Raw genomic sequence first — 25374 nt, forward strand, 5'->3', positions numbered from 1 at the left:
AGGTTTTTTATCCCTCTATAATTACAGTGTAGTAACAAGGGGGAACGTAAATGGCGTCGAACACACTCACACGGATGGATCTCAGTGAAGCGGTTTTCCGCGAAGTCGGACTGTCTCGCAATGAATCTGCCGATTTGGTGGAATCTGTTTTGAAGCATATTTCAGACGCATTGGTCGCTGGCGAATCTGTAAAAATTTCATCCTTTGGCACCTTCGGCATTCGCGATAAATCCGCGCGTATCGGCCGCAACCCCAAAACGGGTGAAGAGGCCCCTATCACTCCGCGTAGGGTTTTGACCTTCCGCCCCTCGCATTTGATGAAAGACCGGGTTGCCAAAGGCAACAAAGGGTAATCAACGTGGCTAAATCGCCGGATGCTTTCAGAACCATAAGCGAAGTTGCGACATGGCTTGGAACACAGGCGCATGTACTGCGATTTTGGGAAAGCAAATTTGACGCCGTCGCCCCCGTGCAGCGCACAGGGGGGCGGCGATATTATCGCTTGGAAGATATGCTCTTGCTTGGGGGAATAAAATTCCTCCTTCATAAACAGGGTATGACCATCAAAGCCGTGCAAAATCTCCTGAAAGTCGAGGGGGTGGCACATGTGCAGAGCTTCTCGCCTGCCATTGAGAGCGCGGCACAACACGCAGATCCACCCCCCAAGGCCGCTCAAGAAACAGCAGCCACGCCGACAGAAAATGTGGTTGATCTGCAATTTGATCCGATAAAACTGAGCCAATCTGTTGTATTGGGCGCACGCGAAGAGCGGGCTGAGGATGACACTCAGCTGCTGTTGTTTCCAGAATTGGCAGATGAGGCGCCGCCGGTAGATACAAAAGTCGCGCCGATGCGTCCCGATCCTGCCCCGGTCAAGGGTTTGGGCGCAGATTTGCCGACCAAGGATCCAGAGCTCACCAGTTTCCCACGCACAGCCGGGCTGATAACACAGGCCCTGCAACTGCCCACTGACACCCGCTTGCGGTCGTCACCAAAGATTATTGATGAATTGCGCGCCTTGCAGGCAAAGATGAGCGCATAAGTGAAATTCGAACACATAATAGGCTTGCTCCCGTCGCCGGGATTGATATACGGCCTCATGTTCGGGCTATGGCGCAGCCTGGTAGCGCGTCCGTCTGGGGGACGGAAGGTCGCAGGTTCGAGTCCTGCTAGCCCGACCAATAAACAACCGCCCTGCCCCATGGCATGGGCGGTTTTTTGAACTTAAGAGGTCCTCAATGCGCCAAGGTGTCATCCCAAGTCACATGATTGAAACTATGGTTGCTCAGGGCCAGATTTCGATTTCTGAACCGCTGCAAGACGATCAGGTGCAGCCCGCCTCGCTCGATCTGCGTTTGGGACATACTGCCTACCGCGTCAGAGCGTCCTTTCTTGCGGGACAGGCTGCCACAGTCGCAGAGCGGTTGCGCGAATTTGAAATGCATAGAATTGACCTGTCCGAAGGCGCCGTCTTGGAAAAAGGATGTGTTTACCTCGTGCCACTTATGGAAGGGCTCGACCTGCCGCCAGACATAGAGGCCGTGGCCAATGCAAAATCCTCGACCGGGCGATTGGATCTTTTGACACGAACCATCACCGATCACGGCAAGGAGTTTGACCGAATTGTCAAAGGCTATAGCGGACCGCTCTATGCTGAAATTTGCCCCCGCTCCTTTTCAGTTTTGGTGCGGCCAGGCATGCGCCTCAATCAGATTCGCTTTCGCCTGGGTCATGCGGTGCTCAGTGATGATGCGCTCACAGAACTGCATGCGCAAACGCCTTTGGTCTCGGGCGAGGCTGTCATCCAAGATGGGCTTGGGTTCTCTGTGGACCTCAGCGCCAGTCGCAATGGCCTCGTAGGCTATCGCGCCAAACCGCATACCGGCGTGATCGATCTTGGCAAAATTGGCGCCTATGATCCAGCTGATTTTTGGGAAGAAATTCGCACGGAGGATCAGCAGATTATACTGGACCCGGGGGCGTTCTACATATTGGTGAGCCAAGAGGCCGTGACGATACCGCCTGAATATGCCGCTGAAATGGCCCCCTATTTGGCCATGGTCGGCGAGTTTCGCGTGCATTACGCAGGTTTTTTTGACCCTGGATTCGGCCATGCCGCCGCCAATGGGCAGGGCAGCAGAGGGGTTTTGGAAGTCCGCTGCCATGAGGCGCCCTTTGTCTTGGAACACGGGCAAGTTGTTGGACGATTGGTCTATGAGGCGATGCTTGAAACACCCAGCCAGCTTTACGGGCGCGAGATCGCCTCAAACTATCAAGGGCAAGGGCTAAAACTGTCGAAACATTTTAAGTAGCCAGCCGCGGGGTCTTGCCCCCTCAGAGCGTATTCAAAAGCGCCGCATGCGTTTGGCGGTATTCGCACTGTCTCTCAAGCGCTTTTTCTGGTCGGCAGAGAGATCTTTATCCTCGGGCTTTTTGCGCCCTTTCGTGGCAGCATCAATACCTTTGTTGATACCAAGCGTCATCAAACGACGAATGACAATGTTTATGAACATATTAATATAACGGTCCATCCTCGGGTTCCTCAATTGCGTCATCAAATAAATTTTCTTGTAATTCTGCATCCGTTTGCGGCTCAGGTAAAGCCTCTGCGCCTGGTGCGGGGCGGTTCTCAAGCAAGCCAGCGGCCCGCAGCTCTTTAAGACCCGGCAAATCGCGGGCGCTTTCCAATCCAAAATGATCGAGAAAAGATTCAGTGACCACAAATGTGACCGGTCGACCGGGCGTCTGGCGCCGACGACCAATTTTGATCCAGTCCAATTCGAGCAGCTGATCCACCGTGCCGCGGCTGACAGCAACACCCCGGATCTCTTCAATTTCTGCGCGGGTCACGGGCTGATGATAGGCAACAATAGCCAAAGTCTCGATCGCTGCGCGCGATAGTTTTCGAGTTTCCACAGTCTCCCGCTGCATCAAAAACCCCAGATCAGGCGCGGTTCGGATGGCCCAGGCATCCTGAACCTTGACCACAGAGACACCGCGGCCCTCGTAGCGCTTTTGTATATTCTGCACCGCAAGCAGAGGTTCGCATCCATGCGGCATCCGCCCTGCCATTTCCCGCAGTGAAACCGGCTCTGCCGAGGCAAATAAAATAGCCTCCACCATGCGCTCTTGCTCCGCGATGGGCGGCGCCTCGAACAGGCTTTCTTCTTGGGTGTCATCCATCGCGATCCGCCCTTTTGATCTGAATAGGTGAGAAAATTTCATCCTGCCGTATGACGATTTTTCCTTCTTTGGCCAGCTCTAAAGAGGCCGCGAAAGTTGACGCGGTGGCGGATCGTCGTTTTTTGGGATCATCGGTCCAGCCATCGGGCAGATAGGAGAGAATATCGGTCCAATGACCCGAAAACCCAATCAGACCCCGCATGCGCTGCAAAGCTTGTTCCATAGTAAACACAGAGTCGCGGTCCATCACAAAGGGGCGAAAATCGTCGCGCGTGCGGATGCGCGCATAGCCCTGCATCAAATCCAAGAGATTGGCCGTGTAATGCATAGTCTTCCGGCGTGTCACATCTTCCGTCACCCCGCGCACAAAGCGATCACGCCCCAAACGGTCCCGCGCCATCAATTTCGCCGCAGCATCGCGCATCGCCTGCAGCCGCTCAAGTTGAAACGCCAGATGCGCCGCCAACTCGTCCCCCGTCGGGCCGGCCATAGTCGGATCCGGGGGCAGGAGCAGCCGCGATTTCAAGAAAGCCAGCCAAGCGGCCATAACGAGGTAATCGGCGGCCAATTCGATGCGCAGCTCACGCGCTTTTTCAATAAAGTTAAGATATTGAACCGCAAGATCTAAAACAGAAATTTTGCGCAAATCCACTTTTTGCATACGCGACAGTGACAAAAGCAAATCCAATGGCCCTTCGAACCCATCGACATCAACGATGAGTGTCTCAGCCGCCACGCGTTCCGCGACAGATTGATGGTCAAATAATTCTTCTTGCATCACCGGAACTCACCCAACAGTGCGTCAAATTCGGCTTTCACTTGCTGAATGTCAACAGGCTGCACGTCGGGCCGTTGCGCCAAGACCTGCGCCACCCGTATCTGACTGGGCCCGGTCAACTCCTCGGTGCTGTCCGCCAAGAGCTGCATCTGATCCATCTGCCCGTTACAATGCAAAACAATATCACACCCCGCCGCCAGCGCCTTTTGCCCCCGCAGATCCAAGGGACCGGACAAGGCTTCCATTGAAATATCATCCGTCATCAACAGACCAGAAAATCCGATGTCTTTGCGGATGATGTCAATCATCGCCGCCGACTGCGTGACCGGATGGTCGGGATCTATATCTTCGAACACCAAATGCGCCGTCATGCCCATCTCAATCCTATTGAGCTGGCGAAAGGCTTCGAAATCATGGCGCTCCAGGCGGCTACGATCTTCAGAAACGCGTGGCAGATCCAAATGCGAGTCCAAAGTGGCGCGCCCATGGCCTGGAATATGTTTCAAAACGCCCGATACGCCCCCGTGCCGCAAACCTTGATGCAGCGCGCGCGCATGGGTGACAACCGCAGAGAGCGCGCTTCCATAGCAGCGGTTTTTGAGCACGGCATGGGTGTCGGCTTGGGCAATATCTCCGAGAGGGGCGCAATTGCTATCAATCCCGCAGCTGCGCAGGTTCTCCGCGATCAATCGGCCCCGCAACCAAAACAGCCGTTCAGACTGGGGCGCGGCGGCCTGATCCAGCGCCGGCGGAAATTCGAACCAATGCGGCGCGCCAAGACGCGACACCCGCCCCCCTTCTTGATCTATCATTACCGGCGCATGCCAGCCCACGGCCGCGCGCAAATCTTCGCAGAGTTGGCGAATTTGCGCTGGGGTTTCAAGGTTGCGTGAAAAGAGGATAAAGCCAAAGGGTTGGACTTTTGCAAAAAACCGGCGCTCTTGCACCCCAAGAGAAGGGCCTCGGCAGCCAAAAATGAATGGGGACAGGGCCATAACAGACCCTGCCCTAGTTCATCGTCACAGAATAGCATTCTGCATTCTGCCGATTGAGCGCGGTGCACAGGCGCCGCGCCTCCTCTTGATCTGCAAAGCCATGAACCCGCAGGCGGTAAATGGTGCCTCCGCCGACCTCTGCCTGCAAAATCACATGGGGTTTACCCACTAAATAGTCCCCATGGCGCTCGGAGAGATCGGCCCAAGCTTGCTGCGCGATGGCGGCACTGCCAAAGGCTCCCAATTGCGCCATCGGCGCACCGCGAACAATCTCGCCGGCCGGGATATTTGGCGGTTCGGCCCGTGGTGCCGGGCGGGAGACCACCGCAAAGGGGCGCAACCGCGGGCGCAACGATTGGGTCAGGCCGGAGCCCGCTGACGCCGGAATGACGGCAGCCGGAGCCTCTGTCACAGCTCCGTTGACCGTGCCAGCCGCCAGCATAGCGGCCAAGCTCTCCGCCGTCTCGTCAATGATAAGAGCCTCCGCAGGATCCATAATCGGTTCTGGCAGCACCGCAGAGGCAGGTGCCTCAGCGGCCGCAGTGTCACGGGTCAAGAGCGATTGGATAGGCTGATCTTCAGCTTGCAGATTGATCGGCCGCGGGGCCAATTGCAGCGGATCATTTGCCGAACCGATGACTTGACTTCCGGCCACTTCATTTACGGTAAGACCTTGATGTGCCACCAAAAGTCCACCGGGATCTTCAGGAGCTATCCGCGCCGGACCTTCCAAAGCGCGCACCACAGGAACACCGGAACTGTCCCGCAGAACAGTTTGCGCCCCCCAGGTGACAATTCCAACAAAGACCGCTAAGGAAATAACGGCTCCAACTATATTCGCATAGGCTGCAGGATTGAACCGCTCGGAGTCCCCCTGCGCCTCATAGGTCGCGTTTGCCATGTTGCCTCACTGCCCGGGTCGTGGCCCAGATCTTCTGACACTGCCTCATTCACACCCGCGTCGACGCATTTTATCGCATTTCTTGCGCGGGTTGCACGCCCAAGATACCCAAACCGTTGGAAATAACAACCGCAGTGGCACGAATCAGCGCAATTTTTGCTTGGCTTGTGGCCAGATTGCCCTCTTGAAGAAAGCGCAGTTCAGGCTGTTCATTGCCTTTATTCCACAAAGCATGGAATTCTGAAGCTAAATCATAGAGATAAAACGCGATGCGATGTGGCTCATTCGACCGGGCGGCAATTTCAATCAGTCGCGGAAACTCGGCCAATTTCGCGGCCAAAGTCAGCTCGGCGGCGTCCGTGAGCCCTGCAAGATCGGCCGCCTGTAATACGGCGTCTTCCACCGCAACCCCTGCCAGCTGCGCTTTGCGCATCACAGAGCAAATCCGAGCATGGGCATATTGCACATAGAACACAGGGTTCTCTTTGGTCTGCTCCATCACCTTATCGAAATCGAAATCTAACGGCGCGTCATTTTTGCGGGTGAGCATGACAAAACGCGTGGCATCAGCGCCGACTTGATCGACCAAATCCCGCAGAGTGACAAATGTCCCTGCGCGTTTCGACATTTTGAACGGCGCGCCGTTTTTGAACAGTTTCACCAATTGCGTCAGCTTGATATCAAGTGAGGTTTTGTCATATGACAATGCGGAGACCGCCGCCTTCATCCGTTTGACATAGCCCCCGTGATCGGCCCCGAAGACATCAATCAATTGGTCAAAACCGCGCTGCACCTTGTCATAGTGATAGGCTATATCGGGGGCGAAATAGGTCCAACTGCCATCAGATTTCTGCACCGGCCGGTCCACATCATCGCCGTGATCGGTCGAGCGAAACAAAGTTTGCTCACGCGGCTCCCAATCTTCCGGTTTCTTGCCCTTTGGCGGCTCCAAGACCCCTTGATAAATCAATCCTTTGGACTTCAAATCTTCAATTGCAGCCTCAATGAGGCCCGTGCCGTAGAGCGATTTTTCGGAGTAAAACACATCCATTTTGACGCCAAGGGCTAGGAGATCTTCGCGGATCAATTCCATCATTGCGAGGGTCGAAAACTCCCGCACATCTTCAAGCCAGAATTGCTCGCCCTTCCCAAGATAGCTATCCCCGACCTTTTCTTTCAGCGCCTGCCCCACGGCAATCAAATAATCGCCCGGATAGGTGCCATCTTCAAAGGCGACCTCTTGGCCATGGGCCTCAAGGTAGCGAAGGTAGACAGAGCGTGCCAAGACATCAACCTGCGCGCCGCCATCATTGATATAATATTCGCGCGTAACGTCATAGCCGGCAAAATCCAGCATCGAGGCCAAAGCATCGCCGAACACCGCCCCACGGGTGTGACCCACATGCAAAGGACCGGTGGGGTTGGCGGAGACATATTCAACATTCACCTTGATGCCGGCGCCAACTGTGGCCCGGCCATAGCCCGCGGGATCGGCCAAAATTGCGCGCAAGACATCGGCCCAAAGCGTTGAAGCGAGACGCAGGTTCAAAAACCCCGGCCCCGCCACCTCTACTGACGCCAAACGCGGGCCTGCAGAGAGCAGCGTTGCCAATCTTTGTGCAATGTCGCGCGGCTTGCAGCTCGAGGGTTTGGCCAAGACCATTGCGGCATTGGTTGCCATATCGCCATGGGCGGCATCGCGCGGCGGCTCGACGGTGACCGCATCAAAGCTCAGCCCATCAGGCAGGTCACCTTGCGCCTGCATCTGCTGCAGGCTGTCAATTACAAGGCTACGGATTTCGGCAAAAAGGTTCATATCATCATCCCAAAGTGAAGCTGACGTTTAGCAAATTTCACCGCAAGGTCAACGCACAGCAAACAGCCGGTCATGCTCTTGTTGTGCAAAACGGTCCGTCATGCCAGCAATGTAATCGGCCACCAGTCGCGCGCAGGCCTTTGTATCGGGCAAATTCGAACTCTGCACGCCCCAATCCCCCGGCATTTCCTTGGGAGTGCTCATGAAGACCTCGAACAAATCCCGCACCACCTGCGCTGCATGTTCTCTTTGCACAACCACACGGGGCGCGCGGTACATGTTTTGAAACAAAAATCCGCGGATGACTTTAAGGTCGCGCCACAGCTCTGGGGAAAATTGCACAACCGCATAACCCAGATCACGAATATCTTGAGCCGTGGTCGCCCCCGATTGTGCCAAAAGCGCCGCGCTGGTCCGCATGACATCTTCGACCATCACCCCGAAGACCCGGCGCAGAGCCTCATGGCGCCGTCGGTGGGCATCCAATCCGCCGTAGAGCCGATCGACCTCCGCATAGGCAGGACCCACGATGGGCAGTTGCTCTGCCTGAGCGTCGGTAAACACGCCGGCCCTCAAACCGTCGTGAAGATCATGGTTGTTATAGGCCACATCATCGGCCAATGCCGCAACCTGCGCCTCTGCGCTGGCATAGCTGTGCAGCTCCAGATCATGCCGCAAATTATAATCGAGCAAGGCAGGCGGATGGGGCAAAGCTACGGGGCCGTTGTGCTTTGCAATCCCTTCAAGGCACTCCCAGGTGAGGTTCAGCCCGTCAAATTGCGCATAATGCTGCTCCAATGCGGTGACGATGCGTATAGCCTGGGCATTGTGATCAAAGCCGCCATAGGCTTTCATTTCCGCGTCCAGCGCATCCTCGCCCGTGTGGCCAAAGGGCGTATGTCCAAGGTCATGCGCCAAAGATACCGCTTCGACCAATTCTTGGTTGAGACCCAAAGCCCCGGCGATTGTCCGTGCCACTTGCGCCACTTCGATGGAGTGGGTGAGACGCGTTCGAAAATAATCCCCCTCATGTTCGACAAAGACTTGGGTTTTATGTTTGAGCCGCCGAAAGGCGCTGGAATGGATGATCCGGTCCCTATCTCTTTGGAAACAAGACCGAAAGGCACTTTCTTGCTCGTCAAACAAGCGGCCACGGCTGTCTTGCGGGTTGGATGCGAAACTTGCTGTCATGATTGCCCACCTTGTCGCCTGCTCTTGCAGCGCTTATATGAGAGTTACCCGTTAATGTCATGTGAGCTTTTTACCAATGTTGACCCTGCCTCCCAAAGTGACCGACCGCGCCTTTGAGCGGCTTGCCGAAATTGGCGCCCAGGCGCAGGGAAAATCCTTGCGCGTCGCGGTCGAGGGCGGCGGCTGTTCTGGCTTTCAATATGAGATCGCGCTGGATGCGCCAAAGCCTGATGATTTGGTCTTGTCAGGTCATGGTGAAACCGTTGTGATTGACGCGGTCTCCTTGCCATTTCTAGCCTCTGCGACCATTGATTTTAGCGAAGAATTGATTGGCGCGCGCTTTGTCATCGACAATCCCAACGCCTCTTCAAGCTGCGGCTGCGGTGTCTCTTTTTCGATGTAATCGCACCGCGATTGCTTTTTGCCCGCTCAAACCTCAAAGACTGCGATGGATCTCATGAAAATAGCGACATTCAATATCAATGGGATCAAAGCCCGCATTCAAGCCTTGACCGATTGGCTGAATGAAGCGCAACCCGATGTGGCGCTGCTACAAGAGATCAAATCCGTTGATGAGAATTTCCCGCGCGCGCATTTTGAGGATATGGGCTATCAGGTGGAAACTCACGGTCAGAAAAGCTTCAACGGCGTGGCAATCTTGTCGAAATTGCCTTTGGAGGATATCAGCCGTGGGTTGCCGGGCGATGACAGTGATGAACAGGCCCGCTGGATCGAAGCTACAGTGATCGGCAAACGGCCCATTCGGGTTTGCGGGCTGTATCTGCCAAATGGAAATCCGGCGCCCGGCCCAAAATATGACTATAAACTTGATTGGATGCGGCGGTTAAAAACCCGCGCTGAAGCCTTGATGGCGGCTGAAGAGCCCGCTTTGATGGCGGGAGATTACAATATCATTCCCCAGCTCGAAGATGCCGCAAAGCCCGAGGCCTGGACTCAAGACGCGCTGTTTTTGCCGCAATCACGCGCGGCGTTTCGCGATGTGGTCAATCTGGGGTTCACTGAAGCCTTCCGAAGCCTGCATCCCGCGCCGGGCCATTATTCTTTTTGGGACTATCAAGCGGGAAGCTGGCAACGCAATAATGGGATCAGAATTGACCATTTTTTGCTGACACCCAGCTGCGCTGATTTATTGCAGGCCTGTGAAATAGATTCGGCCATTCGCGGGAGAGACAAACCATCAGACCATGTGCCGGTGTGGATCACACTCGACGCCTAAGCCTACTCTATGGTGACGTTTCAACCCTGATCCGTTGCCTTGACCTGGTCCCTGCTCCGTTCTTTGAAGAGCGGCACCATCGCAGACCATACCCCATCACGCAAAAAACGATGATAAACAGCCGCAGCAACATGAAGCGTGATAAGAGCGTAGCTTGCCGTGATGCTGGCCTCATGCGCCGCGATGCAAAAGCCCATGAGCGCCCCGTCGCGCAGTCCAAGCGTGAAGACCACTCCGATGGCCAGCCCGGTGACGGCAATCATCATCAAAGCCACATACATGCCATAATGCACGAGCTTTGCTGCAACCCGTTGCCAATCTGGGGCAGATTGAGGCAACGCGGAGCCCTGCCCGCGCATGACCCAAAGCCGCAGCGCTAAAATCAAAAGAAAAGCACAGGCAAAGATAAACTCAAACCGCAGAAAACCGGGGTCTTCCAATTGGTTTAAATCGTCAACTTGTTTGAAAATCCCATAGGCAAACACACCTATAAAGCCCCAATGTAGCAATTTGCCGGTGGCCGAATAGCTTTGCCCTACGTCCGTTGTGTTCACTTTCGAGCCCTTTCGCAGCATTGGAGCACAGACAACTCTGGACCCGCTTCATTACGAATACACTCAATAATTTACCAAAATATGACCGTGTCGCGAAAACGCCCGAAAGCCGCCTCAGTCGTCGCGGTGGACCTTTTCGCGCCGCTCATGACGCTCTTGCGCCTCAAGGCTCATGGTGGCGATAGGACGGGCATCTAAGCGACGCAGAGAGATGGGATCGCCCGTCTCTTCGCAATAGCCGTATTCCCCTTCTTCAATACGGCGCAGGGCCGCATCTATTTTCGACACCAGTTTGCGCTGCCTGTCGCGCGTGCGCAATTCAAGCGCCCGGTCGGTCTCCTCGCTCGCCCGATCTGAGATATCCGGTATGGCGCGGGTGTTGTCTTGCAGCGTCTCAATTGTCTCTTTGCTGTCGGACATCAATTCGCTTTTCCAGTCCAGTAACTTGCGGCGGAAATACGCAAGCTGCGTGTCGTTCATAAACGGCTCATCGTCAGCAGGGCGATAATCATCGGGCACAATAACCTCGGCTTTCATATAGCAAACCTCTTATTCTCAACGAAGCGGCGCATCACAATGCAACCTTTGAGCGGGATGTATCCAACGTTAATACATTTGTCACGCAGAAAACCGCGATTGGAACAGCGTCCAGAGCATGTTAGGTTCGAAAAAAACAAGTAGAGAGTCGTGCTGTGAAATTTACCTCCACCGATACCTATATCGCCGCGGATGATCTAGCGGTCGCTGTGAATGCCGCCGTGACCTTAGAACGGCCCCTTTTGGTCAAGGGAGAACCTGGGACGGGTAAAACCGAATTGGCCCGGCAGGTGGCATCCGCCCTTGGCCTAGACATGATAGAGTGGAACATCAAATCCACCACCCGCGCCCAACAGGGGCTTTATGAATATGATGCGGTCAGCCGGTTGCGGGACAGCCAGCTGGGCGATGAACGGGTGCGCAATGTCTCAAATTATATCAAAAAAGGCAAAATTTGGCAGGCCTTTGAGAGCGACAAAAAAGTCGTTTTGCTCATTGACGAGATTGACAAAGCTGACATCGAATTTCCCAACGACCTGTTGCAAGAACTCGACCGTATGGCGTTTCATGTTTATGAAACAGGCGAGACCGTTGAAGCGCGCCATCGCCCGGTTGTGATCATCACCTCAAACAATGAAAAAGAGCTGCCCGATGCCTTCCTTCGGCGATGTTTTTTTCACTACATCAGCTTTCCAGATCCGAGCACATTGCGCCAGATCATCGAAGTGCACCATCCCGGGCTGAAACCGCAACTTTTGGAAACCGCTCTCACACAGTTTTTCGAAGTGCGCGAGACGCCCGGGTTGAAGAAAAAACCCTCGACAAGCGAAGTGCTGGACTGGCTCAAGCTGCTATTGGCCGAAGATCTAACGGCCGAAGACCTGCGCCGAGATGGGGTCAACGCCCTGCCCCGGCTGCATGGCGCATTGCTTAAAAACGAGCAAGACGTACATCTTTTCGAGCGTTTGGCGTTTATGGCGCGTGCGCAAAGATAACCCCCACCCGCAGGGACCTATGGCCCCGCCTTATTTTGAAGAATGGAACGACAGATGACATATTTTGGCTTGGCCCTTGGGGCCATGTTTGGGGCTGCGCTTGCAGCAAAACGCAAGGGTAAATTGTTGGATATGCTGCAATATGGCGCCGCATGTGGCATTATCGGCGGGCTTTTGGCGTTGATTGCCAATATCGTTATCCTGCGCATGGGCTAGCCGATGTTTTTGCCCTTCTTCGATCACCTTAGAGCCCATAAACTTCCCGTGTCCCTGCGGGAATTTTTGAGTTTTTTGGAGGCGGTGAAAGCGGGGATGGCAACCTATGATATGGAGCATTTCTATTTGCTGGGACGGTCCATCTTGGTCAAGGATGAACGCAATCTCGACAAATACGACCGCGCTTTTGCAGCCAGCTTTGAAGGCGTTGAGCACATAAGCCCGCAAGAGATGCTGAACCAAGTGGATTTGCCAGAAGAGTGGCTGCGCAAATTGGCTGAAAAAACCCTCTCCGAAGCCGATAAAGCAGAGATTGAAGCTTTGGGCGGGTTTGACAAGCTCATGGAGACGCTCCGCAAGCGGTTGGAGGAGCAAAAAGGGCGCCACCAGGGCGGCAGCAAATGGGTGGGCACAGCCGGCACGTCGCCTTTTGGCGCCTATGGGTACAATCCAGAAGGCGTGAGAATTGGGCAAGCCGAAAGCCGCCACCAACGAACAGTCAAGGTTTGGGACAAACGCAATTTTAAAAACCTTGATGGCGATGTGGAATTGGGCACGCGCAACATCAAAGTTGCTTTGAAGCGGCTGCGCAAATGGGCCCGCGATGGGGCGCAAGAGGAATTGGATCTCGACACCACCATCCGCAAAACTGCCGAAAACGGCTATATTGATGTCCAAACCAGACCTGAGCGCCGCAATGCGGTAAAGGTCCTTTTGTTTCTTGATATTGGCGGCTCAATGGATCCACATGTCAAAATGGTGGAGGAGCTGTTTTCCGCGGCCCGTTCCGAATTCAAACATCTCGAAAGCTATTACTTTCACAATTGCCTTTATGAAGGGGTCTGGCGCGACAACGCCCGCCGCTGGGACGCCCAAATCCCCACCGAAGAGCTCTTCCGAACCTATGGGCCTGATTACAAGTGCATTTTTGTTGGGGATGCCTCAATGTCTCCCTATGAAATCGCTTATGCAGGCGGTGCAAATGAACATTGGAACGCCATTTCAGGAGAGGATTGGCTGCGCCGCACACGCGAGCAATGGCCCAATTCTGTTTGGCTCAACCCGGTGCCGGAAAAATATTGGCCCTACACACAATCCATCGGCATGATACAACGCATTTTCGACAATCGCATGGCCCCCATGACCCTCGATGGGATATCAGCCGGGATGAAGTTAATAACGTAAATTATTGTTTTATTTATGGTTGCCAGACGTTTTTACGAGTTTTTGGGACACAGGTTTCGCGCACGCCCAGCGTGGCATTGAAAGACCACCGCCTCTACGCCATATAAAGAGCATGTCAGTCTTGATCCCCATAGGTCTGGCCGTGGTTGTGGGTCTATTCACCTACCTCATGTCGGCAAGCCAAACCAAACGCACATTGGCCGCCCAGTCCAACCCCCTGCGCAATCCGGCGCTCGAAGCACATTTCGCAAAGCTTGCCCATGCGCTGGACCTCAAACGCTTGCATGTGAACGTCTATGAAATCGATCCAATCAACGGATTGGCCGCCCCCGATGGGCAAATCTACATCACCCGAGGTTTTTTGAAAAAATTTCTATCTGGCGAAGTGACGGCCGCAGAAATCAGCTCCGTGATTGCCCATGAGCTGGGCCATGTGGCCCTTGGCCATACCAAGCGGCGCATGATTGATTTTTCGGGACAAAATGCCGTGCGCACGGCGCTTGCGGTGACCCTCAACCGCTTTATTCCCTTTGTTGGCCCTTGGATCGCGAATATGGCCGTGAACATGATTGCCGCTGGGATGTCGCGCAAAGATGAGTTTGAGGCCGATGCCTATGCCACTGCCTTGATGATCAAAGCGGGGCTTGGAGCGGCTCCTCAAAAAAGCCTGTTCGCGAAGCTGGATCAATTGACAGGCAATGGTGGTGCGACGCCGGCTTGGTTTTTAAGCCATCCCAAAACCAAAGATCGCATCAAAGCCATTGAAGCCAACGAAAAACGCTGGACTGGAACGGCCTCATAGCCGATCGAATTTGCGGCCAAATTGCGGCAACCAGGCTTTGCGCCAGAGCTCCAGCGCCGGTATCTGCGGATGGGCGGACTGAACCTCAGCGAGGACTGGGCGCAACTGATCCATCAATGCGGTCCCATGAAGCTTATAGAGCTGCAAGAGCTGGGCATCGGGATCAATCTGGGTAATGCCGTAGGTGTTCAACTCCGCTTGCGGGAAGTCTTTTTTGTTATGGGTGATAATCGTATCCGCGTGATGCACGGCCGCCAGGGCCAAAATATGCACATCTCCGGGATCTGGCAGCCAAAAAGGCCGAAGATCCACAGGATCTGGGCGTATGGCCTCTGGAAAATCATCCAAAAATTGCCGGACCGCATTTTCAGCTTCAAGTCTTTGGAGCGGTGTTTTGGCCGCCCGGCGCCATTCCTCTAAAATACGCGGTGTCGCCAGCGGCTCAATATATCCCGCACGCGCGCAGCTCAGCAATACCGCCCGCAAAAAGCTGGGGACCAAAACGCAGGTATCAAATACAACCCGCATCACTGCATACGAAACACGAGCGTTTTAAGATAGCTCGATTCGGCCAGCGCCATGTGATGGGGATGATCGGGACCCGCGCCGCCGGTATAAATCAACTGCGCCTGCCGCCCAGCCCGGCCAATCCCACGGATGGAGGCGGCACGAAAACGTTCGATATCCGCCGCATTTGAGCAAGAGCATAGGGTCAAATAGCCGCCCTCTGCCACCAAAGCACTGGCCAGACGCGCCACGCGCTCATAGGCCCGCAAACCTGCCTCACGCGCGGCTTTTTGCGGGGCGAAGGCCGGAGGGTCACAAATCACAAGCTCATAGGTTTTGCCCTGTCCCGCCAGCGCCCCCATCACATCAAACGCATCGCCCTTGATCGCTTCAAAGGGTGTTTCAGCCCGCGTGGCCAAAGCACCACGGCTGGCCAAAGTTAAAGCCGGTTGCGAGCCATCCACACAAGTGACATTGGCCGCACCATTGGCCATGGCCGCCAAACCAAAACCACCCACATGGGAAAAGACGTCCAAAACAGATTTGCCCTGGGCTAAATCCTGCACAAATTTGTGGTTCGGTCGCTGGTCATAGAAAATCCCGGTTTTCTGACCCTCTGCCACATCAGCAAAATACACCGCGCCATTCATGGCCACTTCTATCGCGTCAGAGGGCATCTCGCCCAAGGCCATATAGCGTGCATCATCCAAGCCTTCCAGCACTCGCGCCCGACCCGCGCCATTCACGACAATGGAACTCGGTTTCAATATATCGCTCAAAGCTGCGACCAAGGCCGGCAGGCGCTGGTCAACCCAAGCGGCATTCGGTTGGATAACCAAAAGATCAGAAAAACGGTCAATGATCAGCCCGGGCAGCTGATCGGCCTCTGCGTGTATCAAACGATAATAGGGCTGGCTATACAGCGCCTCGCGCAGCGCGAGGGCTTTCGCGATCTTCTGAGCAAACCATGGCTGATCCACCGCGCAGTCCAAATCATCGGAGATTTTGCGGGCGAAAATTTTAGAATTTGGATTGACCGCAAACAGCCCAAGTGTGTTTTGCCCATGATCTTGTAGGATTGCCAGACTGCCCGGCGCGATGGCCTTGGTGCGGCGGTCGGTGACCAACTCATTGTCATAGACCCACGGAAACCCATGCCGCAGACGTTGAGCGTTGGTTTTAGGCTTTAATCGGATCACCGGATGGTCACTGTGCATCTCTGCCCCCTTTATGGTTGGACATGGCCTAATTCAGGGAAACTTTAACAACAAGGGCATATGTGTATTGATTTCTGGCGTGAAGTGTGATGATAGCGCTAACATGATTATTGGAGAGAGCTATGCCCCTGCATCCGAAACTGGCAGACGTTACGCAAAAGATTGTTGATCGCTCGAAAGACAGCCGCGCCGCCTATCTGGCCAAAATAGCGCGTGCCGCCAAAGACGGGCCCCGCCGTGCACATCTCAGCTGTGGCAACCAAGCCCATGCCTATGCGGCAATGGGCGATGATAAAACAACGCTTCTACAAGAGCGTGCGCCAAATATCGGGATCATCACCGCCTATAACGACATGCTGTCCGCACATCAGCCCTTTGAGACCTATCCCGAGCAAATCAAAGAGGCGGCCCGCGCGCTTGGTGCCACCGCGCAGGTGGCCGCCGGGGTGCCGGCCATGTGTGATGGGGTCACACAGGGGCAACCTGGCATGGAGCTCAGCCTGTTTTCACGCGATACAATTGCACTGGCCGCCGCCATTGGCCTGTCGCACAATACTTTTGACGCGGCGGTTTTCTTGGGCGTTTGTGATAAGATCGTTCCTGGCTTGGTGATCGCGGCGGCCACCTTTGGGCATCTGCCCTCCGTCTTTCTGCCAGCAGGCCCCATGCCATCGGGCATTAGCAACGACGAGAAGACTGAAGTGCGCAAACGTTTTGCCGACGGGCTGTGCGAGCGAGATGAGCTCATGGCCGCAGAAATGGCCAGCTATCACGGGCCGGGCACCTGTACCTTCTACGGCACGGCCAATTCAAATCAAATGCTGATGGAATTTATGGGGCTGCACCTGCCCGGCGCCAGCTTCGTTCCCCCTGCAAGTGATCTGCGCGGCGCGCTCACCGCGCAGGGCACGGCGCAGGTCTTGGCCAACACCGCCCTTGGCGGCAACTTCATCCCAACCGCAGAAATTCTGGACGAAACAGCTTGGGTTAACGGCATTGTTGGCCTGATGGCCACGGGGGGCTCGACCAATCTCGTGCTGCATATCCCTGCCATGGCCCGCGCCGCTGGGGTGATCTTAGAGCCACAGGATTTCGCCGAAATTTCGCAGATCGTGCCGCTCTTGGCCAAGGTCTATCCCAATGGGCTTGCGGATGTGAACCACTTCCATGCAGCCGGGGGCCTGCCCTATTTAATCGATCAGCTGTTAAACGCTGGACTGTTGCATGAAGATGTCATGACCATCATGGGTCCAGGCCTGCATAATTTTACCCGCCAAGCAGTTCTGACCGAGGGCACAGTGGGCTATGCCCCAGCACCAAAACAGAGTCTCAACGACAAAATATTGCGGCCCGTCAGCGATCCGTTCCAAGCCAGTGGCGGCTTGCAAAACCTAACGGGAAATCTTGGCAGCGCCGTGGTGAAAATCTCGGCTGTGGCCGAAGAGCGGCGCTTTATCGAAGCGCCAGCTGCGGTCTTCCATAGTCAAGATGCTGTGAAAAAAGCGTTCCAATCTGGAGCCTTGAACCGCGATGTTATTGTCGTTGTCCGCTACCAAGGCCCCTCAGCCAATGGCATGCCAGAACTGCACAATCTCACGCCCTTCCTGGCCATCTTGCAAGACCGGGGACATCAGGTCGCCTTGATCACAGATGGGCGCATGTCGGGTGCTTCGGGCAAGGTTCCTGCGGCCATTCACCTGTCGCCGGAGGCTGCCGATGGCGGACCGATTGCCCAGATTGAAGATGGCGATATGCTGCGCTTGGACGCTGTTGCGGGGCGACTGGAGACATTGGCTGAGAATTGGCAGGAGCGCATCCCGGCCAAACCAGACCTCTGCGACAATGAAATTGGCATGGGACGCGAATTGTTCTCTGTCTTCCGGCGCACAGCCGGCGCAGCGTCGCAAGGCGCCGGCGTTGTAATTTAGGAAAAGAAATATGACACATACAGATATGATCGCAAAAGTTTGCACCGCCGCCCCAGTTATTCCGGTTTTGACCATTGACCGGGTCGAAGATGCCCAGCCCCTGGCCCGCGCCCTTGTGGCGGGAGGTCTACCTGCTTTGGAAATCACGCTGCGCACGGCGGCGGCGATGGAGGCTATTGCCGCCGTTTCCGAAGTTGAGGGCGCCATGGCCGGGGTCGGCACCCTGCTTACCGCCGCGCAAATCCGGGATGCAAAATCCGCTGGGGCCACCTTTGGCGTCTCGCCCGGCGCGACGCATAGTCTGATTGAAGCTGCGCGAGAGTATGACTTGCCGCTTTTGCCCGGAGCGGCCACCGCAACGGAAGCCATGCGGCTCTTGGAGCAAGGTTTTGTTTTTCAGAAGTTCTTCCCCGCCGAAGCCGCTGGCGGCGCACCGGCCCTTGGATCCATGGTCGGACCTTTGCCGCAAATCACCTTTTGCCCCACAGGCGGAGTGACACCGGAAAATGCAAAAACCTATCTCGCCCTGCCCAATACGCGCTGTGTGGGGGGCAGCTGGATTGCGCCGAAAGCGCTGATCGACGCAGGAGATTGGGATCAAATTACACAGATTGCCCGTCGCGCCGCTGACCTTCTGGCGTGATGCGACCTGCACGTCCCCCGCGCCTGACTTTCTCAGGCGCCGGGGCCAATGCAGCCTGTAGGACAGCGGTCATCGGATGATCGGGCTGCCCTGCGCCGTAATGCGCTATACAAAAAGCAATATGGGTGGCGGGATCAGCCGTTACAGGCACTTGGATCGCCCAATCAAAGAAGATGGTCTTACACTCCGGCGGTGTTATTCCCTCAATCCGGTAGCTTTCCCGGATCAAGCCTTTGGGATCCACATCTTCAACTTTCATTCCCCTGCCCTTCACTCTGTCCCAATATCTGGTCGATCACCTCTGCACATTGCCCGCGGTGTTCGGTGATCATCTGTTTTAAATCCACCTCAGGTCCCATCTTCATGATCCGGCGCAACCGGGCAAGGCCACCTTCGGCAAAGGCCTCGGATTGCACATCGGTGCCACAGATCAGATGATGCAGAAGGCGTAATTCCGACAGCCAATCGTGTGATCGCGCCAAACAGGCAAAATCGGCCGCCACAGGGGCCTGCCCGCGTTGCGCAAAGTGCAATTGTGCCGCGGTCGCCCCCTCTCGACAGCTTTGCATCAAAGCCATGCCCTGAGCCACCAACTCGATGTCTTGCAACCCACCAGACCCGCGCTTGAGATCCCAAAACCCCGATTGCGGCTTTCCCTCGGCCAGGCGGGCGCGCATATCCCGTAGCCCCGTTAAAATACGGGCCCAATCCGCCTTTTCATCTAAGATTTGCTGACGCAATCGCTCAACAGCCTCACGAAATACGGCGCTGCCGGTGATGACGCGGCCGCGGGTGAGTGCCAAATGCTCCCAGGTCCAAGCCTCCGCCCGCTGGTAGCTCTCAAACCCTGCAAGCGAGGTCGCCACAGGCCCGGCGCGGCCCGAAGGGCGCAGGCGCATGTCCACCTCATAGAGCCGCCCATGCGCCGTTGGAGCCGTCAGAGCAGTGATGAGCGCTTGGGTCAATCGCGAAAAATATTGGCGGCAGGACAGAGGTTTCGCGCCGTCTGACTGCGCATTCACATCCGCATCGAAAATCAAAATCATGTCGAGATCCGATTGAGAATTCAACTGCCCGGCGCCAAGCGAGCCCATGGCCAGGATGGCACAATCGGAGTCAGGAATATGGCCATATTTAAGTGCAAAATTTTGATGCACAAAGTCAAAGACCGCCGTCAAAACCGCCTCCGCCAACTGCGCATAATGGCTTGCAGCGTCTCGGGGGGCGATGAGACCCTCCAGCAAATGCACGCCAATGCGGAAATGCCACTCTTTGGTCCAAATGCGGGCCAAATCCAGACCGGCTTCATAATCTGTTGCCACCGCCAGCTTCTCAGTCAGCTGCGCCGCCAGAGCCTCGGTCCCCGGCCAAGGCGCAAAAAACTCACCGCTGAGCACCGCATCCAACACCCCAGAATTGCGACCCAAATATTGCGCCAGAGCCGGGGCACTCACCACTATATCCGTCAAAAGCTCAACCAGTTTTGGATTGGCTGCAAAGAGCGAAAACACTTGAATACCTGCCGGCAAGCCCCGCAAAAAATTATCAAAATGGATCAAGGCTTCCTTGGGATCTGGGGCCTTTTGCAATCGTGCCAGGATCTCAGGGCGCAGCATATCAAATAATGCGGTCGCCCGCTCCGAGCGCATGGCCGCATAGCTCGGCCAATGCTGGGTGATCTCATGGTGGTCCTCTAAGGCAACCTCGGGCGCAGTGGCCGGCGCTGGCGCAAAGAACGACTCCGTTATCGCATGGACCGCATTCAAATGGGCCCCTGTTTGGGTGAGAAACTCAGATGCAGACAAGCCCAACAACCCTGCGACACGTCCAATCCCCTCATCTGATGTGGGCACGCTTTGCGTTTGCGCGTCGCGGATCATTTGGATGGCGTGCTCGGTATGCCGCAAAACCCTATAACTGCGCTGCAACTGGTTCCTGATCGCCTCGGAGATCCAGTCTTTGGCCGCCAGTTGATCCAATGCCGCCACAGTTTGGCATGATCGCAAATCCGCGTCGCGACCACCTGATATGAGCTGTCGTGTTTGGGTGAAAAATTCGATCTCACGAATGCCGCCCCGGCCCAGTTTCACGTCATGGCCGGGCACGCTGATTGCACCTCTTGCGCCGGTCTTGGTGCGAATTTTCAAGCGCAGCGCATGGGCTTCCTCAATCGCGGCGAAATCAAGATAGCGGCGCCATACAAAGGGCACCATCTGATCCAGGAACGCCGCGCCAGCCTCGCGGTCACCAGCACAGACCCGTGCTTTAATAAAAGCCGCCCGCTCCCATGTGCGGCCCAGACTCTCATAATAGTCCAGCGCCGAGCTCATTGCGACGCAAATCGGCGTCACTGATGGATCAGGTCTCAGGCGGAGATCGGTGCGAAAAACATAGCCATGCTCGGTAATGTCATTGAGCAGTTTGGTTGCCGCGCGGGTGACCCGCACCAAAACTTGGCGCCGCGTTGCGGCTTCAAAATGATCCATTTCGCGGTCATCAAACATCACCACGAGATCAATATCTGAAGAATAATTGAGCTCTCCCGCCCCCATTTTGCCCATAGCAATAACAAATAAGCCGGTTTCTTCCAGCAGCTTGCCCGAGGCTTGATAGGGCGCCAGAGCCGCCTCAAAGGCCAAGGCCACGGCCTGGTCGGCAAACTCCGTCAGGGCCTGGGTCGATTGCGCCAATGAGTAGGCGCCAGTGACTTCCGCCATGGCCAAGAAGCCCGCGACCCGCCGCTTGGCCCGCCGCAGCTCTGGGCCGATATGGCTTGTGATGTCTGCGGGCAAAACATTTTGGAGCGGTGCCGCCAATGTCACGGCCTCAGCCAGCCAGTCTTGCTCTTGGCGCAGCAGGTCGCAAAGGTAAGGGCTACACCCGCCGATACCCGTCAAAACCTCCGCCAAGGCACCACTTGCGCCCCAGTCGGCCGCAAGAGCTTGGCCGCGGGCCGTTTCGAATGCCATGGGACTGCGCTGGATTGACTCGATAAGTGTCATAACGTCAAACTGCTGAGCAAGTGAGACAAGGTCAATGGGGTCACTATGAGTAAAAGCCTGAAACGGGTAAAATCTGCACTCTTTACCGCCGATCCGACCCTAGAGGTTATCGAAACAGGTCAGGCCACCACCGCCAAAGCCGCCGCAGAGAGCCTGGGCTGTGCGGTGGATCAGATTGCGAAATCTATCCTCTTTGAAGGAACGGTGAGCGGCCAGCTTTATCTGTTTGTAACGGCCGGAACGCGGCGCGTAGATCTGGAACGGGCGGCGCTTTTGGCCGGTGAGCCATTGGGCAAGGCTGATGCTGTGCGAATCCGCGCCACGACCGGATTTGCCATCGGCGGGGTGAGCCCTGTCGGGCATCTAACCGAGATATCAACATTTTTTGATGAAACGCTGCTCACCTATCAAATAATCTATGCGGCCGCGGGCACGCCCATCCATGTGTTTGGCTGCGCCCCCCAGCAGATGGCCAGACTGTGTCAGGGGCGGATTTCCGCCTTTAGCCAAAAAATGTAAAAAAGATTTACATACCCTCTTGCAAAACAATAAAACCTTTCCCACATTGCAAATGTAAACATTATTTACATCAACAAAGGAGACCACAATGACCACCCTCGCCCCAGAAGCCACGCACCCCTCGTCAAAAGACGGATGGTTTTCGGCTTGTGAAAACTGGATGGACCGCAGAGGCAAAGGCGCCTGGATCGCCGCTATGATCCTTGGGTTCATCTTCTTTTGGCCCCTGGGTCTCGCCCTTCTGTTTTATATGATCTGGAGCGATCGCATGTTTTCAAAATCTCACTCTTGTTCACGCTCAAAATCATTTTACCGACGCGATGCCTCGAGCGGCAATGCGGCATTTGATGCCTATAAGGCTGACACGCTGCGCCGGCTTGAGGAAGAGCAACAGCAATTTGAAGCCTTCATGGACCGTCTACGTGCGGCAAAGGACCAATCAGAATTTGACGAATTTATGAAAGACCGGAACCGCAAGACAGAAGACGGCCCTGCACAGGCTGAGGCCTAACCCACGACAACGCTCCGCCCCTCCCGGGTGGAGCGCCTTTTCGAAAGATTGATTGATTATGACCGACTTACCTGACCCTATTGACCAGGCCGCCTATTACCATGATGTGAACCTCAAGCGTCTGATCGCCTGGTTTATTGATGGGGTGGCCATTACTTTCATCACCTTCCTCATCAGCCTCTTGACCCTGGGCATTGGCTTTTTCGTTTTTGCGGGTCTCTGACTCATTGTCGGATTTTTCTATCGCTTCCTTGGCCTGACTATTCATTCGTCAACCATGGGCATGCGGATAACTGGCATCGAATTTCGTCAACGCCACGATCGCCCCCTCGATGGGCTTTATGCGCTGCTGCATACCGCGGGCACAATGATCGCCTATGCCACCAGCTTGCAAATCGTTTCGGTGATCTTAATGCTCATCACCTCCAGCAAACAGGGTTTGGTGGATCTCATTTTGGCCACGGTGGTCGTTAATCGTGCGGCGCGCCGGGCGTCAAACTAGGCTTCAGGCCATTTCGGAACGACACGACCAAATTGCACCGCCCACTCGGCGGCCCACTCACTCCCGCCCGTAGGCCACAAGCCGGGCGCGAAGCTGGGCTTGGCTTGCATGGTCAAGCTCTAGGGCAAAGATATGCGCATAAGTTAAAAAGAAGCATTCCGCATCCACATCCTTAGCCAGATCCGCCGCCTGCGTATAAAGCGTCACGAGCGCGGCGCGATCATCTCGGGCATGGGCTTTGAGGATCAAAGCATCCAGCGTGGCATCTCTCTCAGCCACGATGGGAAGCGATTTTGCCCGCCACCCAATCGTGATAGCAATGGGTCGGCTCATCCATGACCGGGCTAAAACGTCCGCCGTCAAAGGTCGGCGCGTGCCGGCCCGATTGCATGCCTTCAACAACGAAAATATCTTCTTCAAAGACCTCTTTCCATTGCCGGGTATTCACCGCGCGGTTTGCCGCCTTAGTCTCTTCGGACGCATAGTACAGATGGATATGTTCAACAGTTTTATCATGGGCTTTCGGTTCAAGTACGATGGCAAAGGCGTGATCACGCTGCACCCCCAAAAGCACATTGGGGTAAACGGTAATATATTCCGCGCCCTCGTTCCATTTCTCGGATAGATTTGGGAAATCCGGAAAGGCCGCAGAGCCATCTTCCGCCTTGAATTGCCGGTAAACGAGCGTTCCCTGGCCAGAGAATTTCCCATATTCAACGATGTTGTAGTGATCCTCTAGTCGCGAGTAGCTGTTGAGCCCAGGATGGACCCAGGGCAGATGATAGCTTTCGCAATAGTTTTCCACCGCAAGTTTGTAATTGGCTGTAATTTCCAGCTCAAAGCGGCTGTCTGCGCCGCCGTGGTACAGCGTGCAGTCAAATTCAGACCAACGCGCGATGAGATCGGCATGCACCTCGGTGAAGTCAGGCGCATCGCCTGAGATGTTGATGAAGACCACATCCCGCCAGACATAGCTGCGCACCTCATTCAGACCGAGATTGTCTTTGACGATGCTTGGGTGGGTATTATGGCCCGCACCGCCCACATGCGGGGTGGAGACCAGCTTACCCTTGGTGGAATAACACCAAGAATGATAGGGGCAGCGGATTGCCCCTTCGATGGTTTTCGCCTCATGCACCAATTGCATGCCCCGGTGGCGGCAGATATTTTCAAACACCCGCAAATCGCCGTCCTTGTCGCGAATGAGCAGTAGGGGCATGCCGAGAAATTGGATCGGTTTTGCATCACCCGGATTTGGCACATCCGCACCAACCGCAAGCCCGGCCCAGGTGGCTTTGAGCACCGCTTCGCTTTCTTCGGCAAACACAGCTGGATCGATATAATGGGCATTGGCCAAGCCGTTCGCCTGCTCCACCGATTGCTGAACTGAGGTGATATCGGTTTGTATGTAATCTTTGGCCATAGCGATCTCCATTTACCTTTGAGCTACGCCGATAATCTGCGGGAAACTTTTCCCGGCGCGACCAAAACCCCGCCTCTGCGACGTTTTGATGTCGATTTTTGACAATCGTTGACCGGCCAACCACAGTTGACCGGCCAAACGCAACTGACCAGACAGACCGCCGGCAGTTTTAGCCGCGCGAGAGCGCCGCCACGCCCGTGCGGGCCATTTCTGACAATCCAAGGGGGCGCATGAGATCCGCAAAAGCATCAATTTTCTCTGGGCTTCCAACAACTTCAAAGGTGAAGCTGTCTAAGGTGCTGTCCACCACATTGGCGCGGAAAACATCAGCAAGGCGGAGGGCCTCTACACGTTTTTCACCCTTGCCGCTGACTTTGAACAAAGACAATTCACGCTCCACAGAGGGGCCCTCAACGGTCAGGTCATGCACGTCATATACTGGGATGATCCGCCCCAACTGCGCTTTGATCTGCTCGATGATTTGTGGTGTGCCGCTGGTGACAATGGTAATTCGGCTGGTGTGCCCCTCATGATCCACTTCCGCAACAGTCAGGCTCTCAATATTATAACCCCGTCCCGAAAAAAGGCCGATGACGCGCGCCAAGACGCCCGGTTCATTGGCCACGAGCACAGCCAGAGTGTGACGCTCGTTGAGATCAGCATGACCAGAGCGCAGGTTATAGGCGGATTTCGACGACGTGCCTTTGGTAATGTTCAATGCGTTCATGTGAT

General features: G+C 55.3%; 31 protein-coding genes and 1 tRNA gene. 16 read left to right on the top strand and 16 right to left on the bottom strand.

From position 1 onward, the window contains the following. Positions 1–50: 50 nt before the first annotated feature. The 4 genes from ihfA to RCA23_RS08575 all read left to right on the top strand — a co-directional run bounded on the left by ihfA (position 51) and on the right by RCA23_RS08575 (position 2312). Complete coding sequence (gene ihfA / locus RCA23_RS08560; protein WP_044049962.1) at positions 51–353, top strand: integration host factor subunit alpha; 303 nt, start codon at positions 51–53, stop codon at positions 351–353. A 5-nt stretch (positions 354–358) separates the two neighbouring features. After that, positions 359–1042: a MerR family transcriptional regulator gene (locus RCA23_RS15995; RefSeq protein ID WP_052377103.1), complete on the top strand. Its 684-nt coding sequence runs from the start codon at positions 359–361 to the stop codon at positions 1040–1042. Between the two features lie 62 nt (positions 1043–1104). Continuing rightward, positions 1105–1181, top strand: a tRNA-Pro gene (locus RCA23_RS08570). A 57-nt stretch (positions 1182–1238) separates the two neighbouring features. Beyond that, positions 1239–2312 carry a 2'-deoxycytidine 5'-triphosphate deaminase gene (locus RCA23_RS08575; RefSeq protein WP_044049963.1) on the top strand — a complete coding sequence of 358 codons (1074 nt, stop codon included), beginning with the start codon at positions 1239–1241 and terminating at the stop codon, positions 2310–2312. Positions 2313–2345: 33 nt separating this feature from the next. Here the strand turns inward: RCA23_RS08575 and RCA23_RS16510 are convergent, their stop codons facing one another. The 7 genes from RCA23_RS16510 to RCA23_RS08605 all read right to left on the bottom strand — a co-directional run bounded on the left by RCA23_RS16510 (position 2346) and on the right by RCA23_RS08605 (position 8864). Next, on the bottom strand, positions 2346–2531 hold the full coding sequence (locus RCA23_RS16510) for a hypothetical protein (protein WP_169701375.1): 186 nt from the start codon (positions 2529–2531) through the stop codon (positions 2346–2348). Next, positions 2515–3183 (bottom strand): SMC-Scp complex subunit ScpB, encoded by a 669-nt coding sequence (gene scpB, locus RCA23_RS08580; RefSeq protein ID WP_052377104.1) that lies wholly within the window; start codon positions 3181–3183, stop codon positions 2515–2517. Before scpB ends, RCA23_RS16510 begins: the two co-directional genes overlap by 17 nt. Then, positions 3176–3961 carry a segregation and condensation protein A gene (locus RCA23_RS08585; RefSeq protein WP_044049964.1) on the bottom strand — a complete coding sequence of 262 codons (786 nt, stop codon included), beginning with the start codon at positions 3959–3961 and terminating at the stop codon, positions 3176–3178. Before RCA23_RS08585 ends, scpB begins: the two co-directional genes overlap by 8 nt. Then, a complete protein-coding gene (locus RCA23_RS08590; RefSeq protein WP_044049965.1) occupies positions 3961–4956 on the bottom strand; it encodes a glycoside hydrolase family 3 N-terminal domain-containing protein in 996 nt (331 codons plus the stop codon). Before RCA23_RS08590 ends, RCA23_RS08585 begins: the two co-directional genes overlap by 1 nt. 13 nt (positions 4957–4969) lie before the next feature. Continuing rightward, on the bottom strand, positions 4970–5857 hold the full coding sequence (locus RCA23_RS08595; RefSeq protein ID WP_044049966.1) for an SPOR domain-containing protein: 888 nt from the start codon (positions 5855–5857) through the stop codon (positions 4970–4972). Positions 5858–5927: 70 nt separating this feature from the next. Continuing rightward, positions 5928–7673 carry an arginine--tRNA ligase gene (argS, locus tag RCA23_RS08600; protein ID WP_044049967.1) on the bottom strand — a complete coding sequence of 582 codons (1746 nt, stop codon included), beginning with the start codon at positions 7671–7673 and terminating at the stop codon, positions 5928–5930. A 48-nt stretch (positions 7674–7721) separates the two neighbouring features. After that, positions 7722–8864, bottom strand: coding sequence for a deoxyguanosinetriphosphate triphosphohydrolase (locus tag RCA23_RS08605; RefSeq protein WP_044049968.1), 1143 nt, complete (start codon positions 8862–8864; stop codon positions 7722–7724). A 76-nt stretch (positions 8865–8940) separates the two neighbouring features. On the opposite strand from RCA23_RS08605, the gene RCA23_RS08610 reads away from it, so the two are divergent. Together RCA23_RS08610 and xth are read left to right on the top strand one after the other, a co-directional pair. Then, positions 8941–9267: a HesB/IscA family protein gene (locus RCA23_RS08610; protein ID WP_081870938.1), complete on the top strand. Its 327-nt coding sequence runs from the start codon at positions 8941–8943 to the stop codon at positions 9265–9267. A 54-nt stretch (positions 9268–9321) separates the two neighbouring features. After that, positions 9322–10101: an exodeoxyribonuclease III gene (gene xth / locus RCA23_RS08615; protein ID WP_044051425.1), complete on the top strand. Its 780-nt coding sequence runs from the start codon at positions 9322–9324 to the stop codon at positions 10099–10101. Between the two features lie 20 nt (positions 10102–10121). Here the strand turns inward: xth and RCA23_RS08620 are convergent, their stop codons facing one another. Together RCA23_RS08620 and dksA are read right to left on the bottom strand one after the other, a co-directional pair. Further along, the gene (locus RCA23_RS08620) at positions 10122–10655 is read right to left on the bottom strand and encodes a cytochrome b/b6 domain-containing protein (RefSeq protein WP_201770457.1); all 534 of its coding nucleotides are present in this window, start codon (positions 10653–10655) and stop codon (positions 10122–10124) included. A gap of 114 nt (positions 10656–10769) precedes the next feature. Further along, positions 10770–11192, bottom strand: coding sequence for an RNA polymerase-binding protein DksA (gene dksA, locus RCA23_RS08625; RefSeq protein ID WP_044049969.1), 423 nt, complete (start codon positions 11190–11192; stop codon positions 10770–10772). Positions 11193–11347: 155 nt separating this feature from the next. Between dksA and RCA23_RS08630 the strand changes: the two genes are divergently transcribed. The 4 genes from RCA23_RS08630 to RCA23_RS08640 all read left to right on the top strand — a co-directional run bounded on the left by RCA23_RS08630 (position 11348) and on the right by RCA23_RS08640 (position 14390). Beyond that, complete coding sequence (locus RCA23_RS08630) at positions 11348–12187, top strand: AAA family ATPase (protein WP_044049970.1); 840 nt, start codon at positions 11348–11350, stop codon at positions 12185–12187. A 54-nt stretch (positions 12188–12241) separates the two neighbouring features. Next, positions 12242–12403 (top strand): hypothetical protein, encoded by a 162-nt coding sequence (locus RCA23_RS16515; RefSeq protein ID WP_169701376.1) that lies wholly within the window; start codon positions 12242–12244, stop codon positions 12401–12403. Between the two features lie 3 nt (positions 12404–12406). Further along, complete coding sequence (locus RCA23_RS08635; protein ID WP_044049971.1) at positions 12407–13588, top strand: vWA domain-containing protein; 1182 nt, start codon at positions 12407–12409, stop codon at positions 13586–13588. Between the two features lie 112 nt (positions 13589–13700). Beyond that, positions 13701–14390: a M48 family metallopeptidase gene (locus RCA23_RS08640; protein ID WP_044049972.1), complete on the top strand. Its 690-nt coding sequence runs from the start codon at positions 13701–13703 to the stop codon at positions 14388–14390. Here RCA23_RS08640 and RCA23_RS08645 read toward each other — a convergent pair. Both RCA23_RS08645 and RCA23_RS08650 read right to left on the bottom strand, forming a co-directional pair. After that, complete coding sequence (locus RCA23_RS08645) at positions 14385–14918, bottom strand: PIN domain-containing protein (protein ID WP_044049973.1); 534 nt, start codon at positions 14916–14918, stop codon at positions 14385–14387. The two genes, RCA23_RS08640 and RCA23_RS08645, sit on opposite strands and share 6 nt — an antisense overlap. Beyond that, positions 14918–16114, bottom strand: coding sequence for an RSP_2647 family RNA methyltransferase (locus RCA23_RS08650; protein ID WP_044049974.1), 1197 nt, complete (start codon positions 16112–16114; stop codon positions 14918–14920). Before RCA23_RS08650 ends, RCA23_RS08645 begins: the two co-directional genes overlap by 1 nt. Positions 16115–16236: 122 nt before the next feature. On the opposite strand from RCA23_RS08650, the gene edd reads away from it, so the two are divergent. Together edd and eda are read left to right on the top strand one after the other, a co-directional pair. Next, the gene (gene edd / locus RCA23_RS08655) at positions 16237–18042 is read left to right on the top strand and encodes a phosphogluconate dehydratase (protein WP_044049975.1); all 1806 of its coding nucleotides are present in this window, start codon (positions 16237–16239) and stop codon (positions 18040–18042) included. A 10-nt stretch (positions 18043–18052) separates the two neighbouring features. Further along, the gene (eda, locus tag RCA23_RS08660) at positions 18053–18685 is read left to right on the top strand and encodes a bifunctional 4-hydroxy-2-oxoglutarate aldolase/2-dehydro-3-deoxy-phosphogluconate aldolase (RefSeq protein ID WP_044049976.1); all 633 of its coding nucleotides are present in this window, start codon (positions 18053–18055) and stop codon (positions 18683–18685) included. Here the strand turns inward: eda and RCA23_RS08665 are convergent. Both RCA23_RS08665 and RCA23_RS08670 read right to left on the bottom strand, forming a co-directional pair. Beyond that, positions 18645–18944: a hypothetical protein gene (locus tag RCA23_RS08665; RefSeq protein ID WP_044049977.1), complete on the bottom strand. Its 300-nt coding sequence runs from the start codon at positions 18942–18944 to the stop codon at positions 18645–18647. The genes eda and RCA23_RS08665 overlap by 41 nt on opposite strands. After that, a complete protein-coding gene (locus RCA23_RS08670; RefSeq protein WP_052377105.1) occupies positions 18934–21687 on the bottom strand; it encodes a [protein-PII] uridylyltransferase family protein in 2754 nt (917 codons plus the stop codon). The genes RCA23_RS08665 and RCA23_RS08670 overlap by 11 nt, the downstream gene beginning before the upstream one ends. Before the next feature lie 45 nt (positions 21688–21732). On the opposite strand from RCA23_RS08670, the gene RCA23_RS08675 reads away from it, so the two are divergent. The 4 genes from RCA23_RS08675 (at position 21733) to RCA23_RS16000 (ending at position 23219) form a co-directional block, all read left to right on the top strand. Continuing rightward, the gene (locus tag RCA23_RS08675; RefSeq protein ID WP_044049978.1) at positions 21733–22206 is read left to right on the top strand and encodes a YbaK/EbsC family protein; all 474 of its coding nucleotides are present in this window, start codon (positions 21733–21735) and stop codon (positions 22204–22206) included. Between the two features lie 88 nt (positions 22207–22294). After that, a complete protein-coding gene (locus tag RCA23_RS08680) occupies positions 22295–22717 on the top strand; it encodes a DUF2852 domain-containing protein (protein ID WP_044049979.1) in 423 nt (140 codons plus the stop codon). A 58-nt stretch (positions 22718–22775) separates the two neighbouring features. Beyond that, positions 22776–22940 (top strand): hypothetical protein, encoded by a 165-nt coding sequence (locus RCA23_RS16520; protein ID WP_169701377.1) that lies wholly within the window; start codon positions 22776–22778, stop codon positions 22938–22940. Positions 22941–22943: 3 nt separating this feature from the next. After that, a complete protein-coding gene (locus RCA23_RS16000; protein WP_081870940.1) occupies positions 22944–23219 on the top strand; it encodes an RDD family protein in 276 nt (91 codons plus the stop codon). A 57-nt stretch (positions 23220–23276) separates the two neighbouring features. On the opposite strand, the gene RCA23_RS08690 is transcribed toward RCA23_RS16000, so the two are convergent. The 3 genes from RCA23_RS08690 to ilvN form a co-directional block, all read right to left on the bottom strand. Continuing rightward, positions 23277–23498 (bottom strand): hypothetical protein, encoded by a 222-nt coding sequence (locus tag RCA23_RS08690; protein WP_044049980.1) that lies wholly within the window; start codon positions 23496–23498, stop codon positions 23277–23279. Continuing rightward, positions 23491–24642 (bottom strand): SRPBCC family protein, encoded by a 1152-nt coding sequence (locus RCA23_RS08695; protein WP_044049981.1) that lies wholly within the window; start codon positions 24640–24642, stop codon positions 23491–23493. The genes RCA23_RS08690 and RCA23_RS08695 overlap by 8 nt, the downstream gene beginning before the upstream one ends. A gap of 169 nt (positions 24643–24811) precedes the next feature. Next, on the bottom strand, positions 24812–25369 hold the full coding sequence (gene ilvN, locus RCA23_RS08700) for an acetolactate synthase small subunit (protein ID WP_044049982.1): 558 nt from the start codon (positions 25367–25369) through the stop codon (positions 24812–24814). Positions 25370–25374 lie beyond the last annotated feature (5 nt).

This window comes from Planktomarina temperata RCA23, from assembly GCF_000738435.1.
Taxonomy (GTDB): Bacteria; Pseudomonadota; Alphaproteobacteria; order Rhodobacterales; family Rhodobacteraceae; genus Planktomarina; species Planktomarina temperata.